The organism is Kitasatospora sp. NPDC054768 (genome assembly GCF_053612025.1).
Map to the genome: position 1 here is coordinate 1 of NZ_JBSHBN010000260.1, position 7,745 is coordinate 7,745.

6 protein-coding genes are annotated in these 7,745 nt (G+C 72.4%); 4 read left to right on the forward strand and 2 right to left on the reverse strand.

Annotated features, from left to right (window positions below):
• Positions 1 to 51: 51 nt before the first annotated feature.
• The gene (locus ACWGKU_RS39345) at positions 52 to 1,113 is read right to left on the reverse strand and encodes an ATP-dependent DNA ligase (RefSeq protein ID WP_401049392.1); all 1,062 of its coding nucleotides are present in this window, start codon (positions 1,111 to 1,113) and stop codon (positions 52 to 54) included.
• A 66-nt stretch (positions 1,114 to 1,179) separates the two neighbouring features.
• Here ACWGKU_RS39345 and ligD point away from each other — a divergent pair, with 66 nt between their 5' ends.
• Positions 1,180 to 2,187 (forward strand): non-homologous end-joining DNA ligase, encoded by a 1,008-nt coding sequence (gene ligD / locus ACWGKU_RS39350; RefSeq protein WP_452180672.1) that lies wholly within the window; start codon positions 1,180 to 1,182, stop codon positions 2,185 to 2,187.
• 169 nt (positions 2,188 to 2,356) lie between these two features.
• Here the strand turns inward: ligD and ACWGKU_RS39355 are convergent, their stop codons facing one another.
• Positions 2,357 to 3,577 carry an 8-amino-7-oxononanoate synthase gene (locus tag ACWGKU_RS39355; RefSeq protein WP_452180671.1) on the reverse strand — a complete coding sequence of 407 codons (1,221 nt, stop codon included), beginning with the start codon at positions 3,575 to 3,577 and terminating at the stop codon, positions 2,357 to 2,359.
• A gap of 174 nt (positions 3,578 to 3,751) precedes the next feature.
• On the opposite strand from ACWGKU_RS39355, the gene ACWGKU_RS39360 reads away from it, so the two are divergent.
• From ACWGKU_RS39360 to ACWGKU_RS39370, 3 genes are all read left to right on the forward strand, one after another.
• Positions 3,752 to 4,204 carry a hypothetical protein gene (locus ACWGKU_RS39360; protein WP_452180670.1) on the forward strand — a complete coding sequence of 151 codons (453 nt, stop codon included), beginning with the start codon at positions 3,752 to 3,754 and terminating at the stop codon, positions 4,202 to 4,204.
• Positions 4,205 to 4,236: 32 nt separating this feature from the next.
• On the forward strand, positions 4,237 to 5,103 hold the full coding sequence (locus ACWGKU_RS39365) for a hypothetical protein (protein WP_452180669.1): 867 nt from the start codon (positions 4,237 to 4,239) through the stop codon (positions 5,101 to 5,103).
• Positions 5,104 to 5,191: 88 nt separating this feature from the next.
• Positions 5,192 to 7,684, forward strand: coding sequence for a DEAD/DEAH box helicase (locus ACWGKU_RS39370; RefSeq protein WP_401049400.1), 2,493 nt, complete (start codon positions 5,192 to 5,194; stop codon positions 7,682 to 7,684).
• Positions 7,685 to 7,745 lie beyond the last annotated feature (61 nt).

Genomic DNA, 7,745 nt, shown 5'->3' on the forward strand with positions numbered 1-7,745 from the left:
GGCCGATACCGGGTCGGGCCCTCTCGCACGGGTGCGGTGTCCGGCGCGTCGTCAGCTACCCAGCACCTTGCCGAGGTCGTACGAGACCGGCTCCTCCAGCTGGGCGTAGGTGCAGCTCTCCGGCGTGCGGTCCGGTCGCCAGCGGCGGAACTGCGCGGTGTGCCGGAACCGGGTGCCCTCCATGTGGTCGTACGCGACCTCGACCACCCGCTCGGGGCGCAGCGCGATCCAGGAGAGGTCCTTGCCACCGGTCCAGCGGCTGACCGCGCCGGGCAGCCGGCCCTCGGCATGCGCGGCCTCGTCCGCCCAGCCGCCCCAGGGGTGCTGCGAGAGGTCCTCCATCCGCAACGGGGCCAGTTCCTCGACGAGTTCGCGCCGACGGGCCATCGGGAAGGCGGCGCAGACCCCGACGTGCTGGAGCCTGCCGTCCCCGTCGAAGATGCCGAGCAGCAGCGAGCCGACCACCGGGCCGCTCTTGTGCTCGCGGTAGCCGGCCACCACGCAGTCGGCGGTGCGCTCGTGCTTGATCTTGTACATGGTCCGCTCCCCCGGCCGGTACGGCTGGTCCAGCGGCTTGGCGACCACCCCGTCCAGCCCGGCGCCCTCGTACTCGGCGAACCAGGTCCGGGCGAGGTCGAGGTCGGTGGCGGCGGGGGCGGTGAACACCGGGTCGGCGGCGTCGGCGAGCGCGGCCTCCAGGGCCGGACGGCGCACCGACAGCGGCTCGTCCAGCAGGCTCTCCTCCCCGAGGGCGAGCAGGTCGAAGGCGACGAAGGAGGCCGGGGTCCGCTCGGCGAGCAGCCTGACCCGGCTCGCGGCCGGGTGGATGCGCTCCAGCAGCTCCTCGAAGCGCAGCCGGCCGTCCCGGGCGATCACCACCTCGCCGTCCAGCACGCAGCGCGGCGGCAGCTCCCGCTTGAACGCCTCGACCAGCTCGGGGAAGTACCTGGTCAGCGGCTTTCCGGTGCGGCTGCCGAGCTCCACCTCGTCCCCGTCGCGGAACACGACGGAGCGGAAGCCGTCCCACTTCGCCTCGTACTGCATCCCGGACGGGATCCTGGCCACCGACTTGGCGAGCATCGGCGCCACCGGCGGCATCACGGGCAGGTCCATGCGTCCGATCCTCGCCCGCTTCGCCCCGGAGCGCGCGCCGGGCGCCCGGCGCTTAGCGTGTGGGGCATGGGCTCAGCCGTGGAACTGGAAGTCGCCGGGCGCACCGTCCGGCTGTCGAACCCGGACAAGGTGTACTACCCCGAGCGCGGCTTCACCAAGCTGGACGTCGCGCGGTACTACCTGGCCGTCGCCGACGGGGTGCTGCGCGGTCTCCGCGACCGGCCGACCACCCTGCAGCGCTTCCCGGACGGGGTGGACGGCGAGTTCTTCTACCAGAAGCGCGCCCCCAAGGGCCTGCCGGAGTGGCTGCCCACCGCCCGGATCGAGTTCCCCTCCGGCCGCTCCGCCGACGAGATCTGCCCCACCGAGCCGGCCGCCGTACTGTGGGCCGCCAACCTGGGCTGCCTCACCTTCCACCCCTGGCCGGTGCGGCGCTCCGACACCGGCCACGTCGACGAGCTGCGGATCGACCTCGACCCGCAGCCCGGCACCGACTTCCACGACGCCGTCCGCGCCGCCCACGAACTGCGCGCCCTGCTGGAGGAGTACGGGCTGCGGGGCTGGCCCAAGTCCTCCGGCGGGCGCGGACTGCACGTCTACGTGCCGCTGGCGCCCGAGTGGACGTTCACCGACGGGCGGCACGCGGTGATCGCCCTCGGCCGGGTGCTGGAGCAGCGGATGCCCGGGAAGGTCACCACCGCCTGGTGGAAGGAGGAACGCGGCGAGCGGATCTTCGTCGACTACAACCAGATGGCCCGCGACCGCACCATCGCCTCCGCCTACTCGCTGCGCGCCCGCCCGCGCGCCACCGCCTCCGCCCCACTGCGCTGGGAGGAGCTGGACGACGCCGCCCCCGAGGACTTCGACCTGCGCACGCTCCCCGCCCGCTTCGCCGAACTCGGCGACCTGAACGCGGAGATGGACGGCCTGGCGTTCCGCCTGGAACCCCTGCTGGAGCTGTACGACAAGCAGCTGCGCGACGAGGGCCTCGGCGAACTCCCGTACCCGCCGGACCACCCCAAGGCAGCCGGCGAGCCCACCCGGGTCCAGCCGAGCCGGGCGAGGAAGAAGTAGTCGGCCGGCCCGGTCGGTCCACCGGCGGCGTCCACAGCACCCGGACCCGGTCGGCGGCCGCGTCGTACCCGAGGCCGTGCCACGTGATCGTCCCAGCGCAGATCGGTCATCCCGCCATCCTGCCCGGCGGGCCCGGCCGCACCGAGCGGCTTTTCGCCCCGCTGTCCGCTCATTCGCCCCGCGCACCGGCCGGGGCCAGTTCGGCGATGATGCGGACGGCCTCGGCGATCTGCCCGTCGGTCAGGTCGCCCCGGGCGGTCAGCCGCAGCCGGGAGACGCCGTCCGGGACGGACGGCGGGCGGAAGCAGCCGACGGCGAGGCCCGCGCGGCGGCAGTCGGCGGCCCAGGCGACGGCGGCCTCGGGGCCCGGGGCACGGACGGACACCACGGCCGCCTCGGGCTCGCAGCTGTGCAGGCCGGCGGCGGTGAGCTGCCGGGCCAGGGTGCGGGCCACCTCGCGGGCACGCTCGGCGCGGGCCGGCTCGGCGCGCAGCAGCCGCAGGGCGGCGAGGGCGGCGCCGGCGGCGGCCGGGGCGAGACCGGTGTCGAAGATGAAGGTGCGGGCGGTCTCGGTGAGGTGGCGGATCACCCGGCGCGGGCCGAGGACGACACCGCCCTGCGAACCGAGCGACTTGGAGAGGGTGGCGGTGGCCACGGTGTCCGGCTGCCCGGCGAGCCCGGCCGCCGCGAGCGCCCCGGTGCCGCCGGGGCCGAGCACGCCCAGCCCGTGCGCGTCGTCCACCAACAGGGCGGCGCCGTGCGCGCGGACGGCCTCCGACAGCGCGGGCAGCGGGGCCGCGTCGCCGTCCACCGAGAACACCGAGTCGGTGACCACCAGCGCCCGCGGCTGCGCCCGCCCGGCGAGCGCCTCGGCGACGGCCGCCGGGTCGCTGTGCGGGGCCCGGTGGACGTCGGCGCGGGAGAGCCGGCAGCCGTCGATCAGCGAGGCGTGGTTGTAGGCGTCGGAGACGATCAGGGTGTCCGGGTCGGTGAGCGCGGTCAGCGCCGCGAGGTTGGCCGTGTACCCGGAGGAGAACACCAGCGCGGCCTCCGCTCCGCAGAACTCGGCCAGCTCCTGCTCCAGTTCGGTGTGCATCGCGGTCGTCCCGGTCACCAGCCGCGATCCGGTCGAGCCCCCGCCCCAGCGCAGCGCCGCGTCGGCGGCCGCCCGGGCGACGACCGGATGCCTGGTCAGGCCCAGGTAGTCGTTGCCCGCGAGGTCCAGCACCGGGTCGTCCGCGGCCCGGCTGCGCAGCGTCCGCGTCAGCCCGGCCTCGGCCCGCATCGCGGCCGTCTCGTCGAGCCAGTCGAAGACGTGCGCGGGAGCGGCGGAGGAGGGGGCGGGGACGGGGACGGCGGAGCGCGGCTCGGCCGCGAGCGGATGGTTCATGCCCGGCACTCTGGCATGCCGCCGCGTGTCGGGCAATGTGCGGATCGGCACAGTATGAACCGGCCAATCCAGTCGTGATTCACCACACGTCAACCAGGTATCAATAGTCAATTCACCGAAATCATGGCCGCAAAAATAGTACGATCTATGCCGATCATTATCCGGGGGGAAACAATGACCGACCTCGAATTCGAGCGTCGCATGAATCCGTGGCTCTTCGACGACAAGGGCAACCTGACCGAAGAGGCCAAGAAGCAGTTCCCGGACCTGGCCGGCGCCGGCGCCGCACCGGTCTCGCTGAGCCCGGCGGCCGGCGGCAAGACCGTCGCCGTGAACCCCGGCATTCTCCAGCAGGCCGCACAGAACGCCTTCGCCCTGCGGGACTCCGTCAAGACCGAGTGCGACCAGCCCGGCGAGCACGTCAACGCCGCCGCCGGATCCCTCAAGGGCTGGAACCTCGGCGGCGCGCTCACCGCCACCTGGGGCACCTGGACCAGCCAGTCGAGCGGACTGCAGAGCACCGTCGGCGACATCGGCACCAACCTGCAGACCACGGCCCAGAGTTGCACCAGGACCGACTCGGACATCCAGGCCCACTTCAACCAGGCGCAGGGCGCCGGAAGCTAGCGCCGGCGGGAACGGGGGGATACAGCACGATCATGGTGACGTTCAGTCAACTCCAGCAGGTCGACCTCGGCGGCCTCGCCTCCGCGGCGGGCGACTTCGAGAGCCTGGTCCGCAAGTGGGACCTCACCCAGCGGATGCAGAACGAGGTCATCGGCACCATCCAGCAGTCCGGCTGGCACGGCGACGCCGCGGGCCTCGCCAACGCCAAGCTCACCTGGGCCCGCGACCAGATCCACGCGGCCTTCGAGGAGGCCTCGGCCCTGGCCAAGACGCTCCGCGACGCCCACACCGAGATCACGGCGGCGAAGAACGGCCTCACCACCGCGGTCCAGAACGCGATGCACGAGGGTCTCACCGTCGACGGCGAGGGCGCGGTGCACTGGCCGCCGCCCACGACCCAGGAGGACAAGAAGGACGCCGAGTACGCCAAGAGCTGGAAGGCCGAGGCCGAGACCGCCGCCAAGGCCATCGGCGACGCGATAGACCGCGCCACCGAGGCGGACCAGGACGCCTCCCGGGCCCTGGGTGACGACACCGGCAGCGACGGCACCGCGTTCAACGCCAACCCCGTCGGCGGCATCCCGGAGGAGGAGGCCAAGGCGGCCACCTACATCCTCGGCCTCGGCGACCAGGCCGGCGACGCCCAGCTCAAGCACCTCCAGGACATCCTGGACCACCACAAGAGCGACCCGCGGTTCGCCACGTCCTTCTACGGCAACCAGGACCCGGCGACGTTCATGGCCAAGTACGGCGCGATGGCGCAGAGCGGGGACTGCGCCAACAAGGTCCACCGGATCCGGATCGCCGCCGCCCCGCGCGTCGCGAGGGAACTGGTCGGCGCCCAGGGCTGCAGGAACGACCCGCGGCTGGCCGCGCAGGCGCCCGCCGCACCGTTCTGACGGCCTCCCGACCGGCCCGTCGCGGCCCCGGGCTTTGCCGGGGGTGGCGGCGAGCAGGCAAGATAGCCGGGTGACCCTCCTTGATCTGATGCCGAAGCCCGCCACCCCCGACGCGCTGTACGAGACGTTCGCAGCCTGGGCGGAGGATCGGGGGATCACCCTGTACCCGGCGCAGGAGGAGGCGCTGATCGAGCTGGTGTCGGGGAACAACGTGATCCTGGCGACGCCGACCGGGTCGGGCAAGAGCCTGGTGGCGGCGGGGGCGCACTTCGCGGCGCTGGCGGCGGGGCAGCGGACGTTCTACACCGCCCCGATCAAGGCGCTGGTGTCGGAGAAGTTCTTCGACCTGGTGAAGATGTTCGGCACCGAGCAGGTCGGCATGATGACCGGCGACGCGAGCGTGAACCCGACCGCGCCGATCATCTGCTGCACCGCCGAGGTGCTGGCTCAGATCGCGCTGCGCGACGGCGGCCGGGCGGACATCGGCCAGGTGGTCATGGACGAGTTCCACTTCTACGCGGAGCCGGACCGCGGCTGGGCCTGGCAGATCCCGCTGCTGGAGCTGCCGCAGGCGCAGTTCCTGCTGATGTCCGCGACGCTCGGCGATGTCCGCCGCTTCGAGGAGGACCTGACCCGCCGCACGGGCCGTCCGACCACGGTGGTGCGCAACGCGACCCGCCCGGTGCCGCTGTTCTACGAGTACCGCCGCACCTCGATGCACGACACCCTGGAGGAGCTGCTGCAGACCGGCCAGGCGCCGGTCTACGTCGTGCACTTCACCCAGAAGGAGGCGGTGGAGCGGGCCCAGTCGTTGATGAGCATCAACATGTGCTCGAAGGCGGAGAAGGAGGCCATCGCCGATCTGATCGGCGGCTTCCGTTTCACCACCAAGTTCGGCCGCAACCTGTCCCGTTTCGTGCGTCACGGCATCGGCGTGCACCACGCGGGCATGCTGCCGAAGTACCGCCGGCTGGTCGAACGCCTCGCCCAGGCGGGCCTGTTGAAGGTCATCTGCGGCACCGACACGCTCGGCGTCGGCGTCAATGTGCCGATCCGCACGGTGCTGTTCACCGCCCTGTCCAAGTACGACGGGCAGCGCGTGCGCATCCTGCGCGCCCGCGAGTTCCACCAGATCGCCGGCCGGGCCGGCCGGGCCGGCTTCGACACCGTCGGCCAGGTGGTGGCGCAGGCCCCGGAGCACGTGATCGAGAACGACAAGGCGATCGCCAAGGCCGGGGACGACCCGAAGAAGAAGCGCAAGGTGGTCCGCAAGAAGGCCCCGGAGGGCTTCGTCGGCTGGACCGAGGAGACCTTCGAGAGGCTGATCGGCGCCGACCCGGAGCCGCTGGTCTCCCGGTTCAAGGTGAGCCACGCGATGCTGCTGTCGGTGATCGGCCGCCCGGGCAACGCCTTCGAGGCGATGCGCAAGCTGCTGACCGACAACCACGAGGACCGGGCCGCGCAGCGCCGGCACATCCGCACCACGATCGCCATCTACCGTTCGCTGCTGGAGGGCGGCGTGGTGGAGCGGCTGCCGGAGCCCGACTCCGAGGGCCGGATCGTCCGCCTCACCCTGGACCTCCAGGAGAACTTCGCGCTCAACCAGCCGCTGTCGACCTTCGCGCTGGCCGCCTTCGAGCTGCTCGACCCGACCTCGCCCTCGTACGCGATGGACGTGATCTCGGTCGTCGAGGCGACCCTCGACGACCCGCGCCAGATCCTCGCCGCCCAGCAGAACAAGGCGCGCGGCGAGGCCGTCGGCGAGATGAAGCGGGACGGCATCGAGTACGAGGAGCGGATGGAACGGCTCCAGGAGATCACCTACCCGAAGCCGCTGGAGGAGCTGCTCACCCACGCCTACGAGGTGTACCGCCGGGCGCACCCGTGGATCGGCGACCACCAGCTGCAGCCGAAGTCGGTGGTCCGCGACCTGTACGAGCGGGCGATGACCTTCTCGGACTACGTCGGCTTCTACGAGCTGGCCCGCACCGAGGGCATCGTGCTGCGCTACCTGGCCGGCGCGTTCAAGGCGCTGGAGCAGACCGTCCCCGAGGACGTGAAGACCGACGACCTCAAGGACGTCATCGCCTGGCTCGGCGAGCTGGTCCGCCAGGTCGACTCCAGCCTGCTGGACGAGTGGGAGCAGCTGGCCAACCCGACCGAGGCGGCCACCGCCGAGGTGCGGCTGGACGACAAGCCGGCGCCGGTCACCGCCAACGCCCGCGCCTTCCGCGTCCTGGTGCGCAACGAGATGTTCCGCCGGGTCGAGCTGTGCGCGCTGGAGCACTACGAGGAGCTCGCCGAGCTGGACGGCGAGTACGGCTGGGACGCGGACCGCTGGGCGGACGCCATGGACGGGTACTGGGAGGAGTACGACGACCTCGGCACCGGCCCGAACGCGCGCGGCCCCAAGATGCTGATCATCGAGGAGGAGGACTCCTCCTGGCGGGTCCGGCAGATCTTCGACGACCCGGAGGGCGACCACGACTGGGGCATCAGCGCCGAGGTCGACCTGTACGGCTCGGACGAGGAGGGCCGGGCGGTGCTGCGGGTGACCGCGGTGGACCGGCTCGGCGGCTGAGCCGGATCCCGGCCCGGTCACGGGCCCGGTCACGGGCCCGGGCCCGGGCCCGGTCCTGACG

Excerpts from the sequence above, each read along its gene's own strand:
- ACWGKU_RS39355 (WP_452180671.1), bottom strand. The coding sequence starts at position 3,577 with ATGAACCATCCGCTCGCGGCCGAGCCGCGCTCCGCCGTCCCCGTCCCC.
- ACWGKU_RS39360 (WP_452180670.1), top strand. The coding sequence starts at position 3,752 with ATGACCGACCTCGAATTCGAGCGTCGCATGAATCCGTGGCTCTTCGAC.
- ACWGKU_RS39345 (WP_401049392.1), bottom strand. The coding sequence starts at position 1,113 with ATGGACCTGCCCGTGATGCCGCCGGTGGCGCCGATGCTCGCCAAGTCG.
- ligD (WP_452180672.1), top strand. The coding sequence starts at position 1,180 with ATGGGCTCAGCCGTGGAACTGGAAGTCGCCGGGCGCACCGTCCGGCTG.
- ACWGKU_RS39370 (WP_401049400.1), top strand. The coding sequence starts at position 5,192 with ATGCCGAAGCCCGCCACCCCCGACGCGCTGTACGAGACGTTCGCAGCC.
- ACWGKU_RS39365 (WP_452180669.1), top strand. The coding sequence starts at position 4,237 with ATGGTGACGTTCAGTCAACTCCAGCAGGTCGACCTCGGCGGCCTCGCC.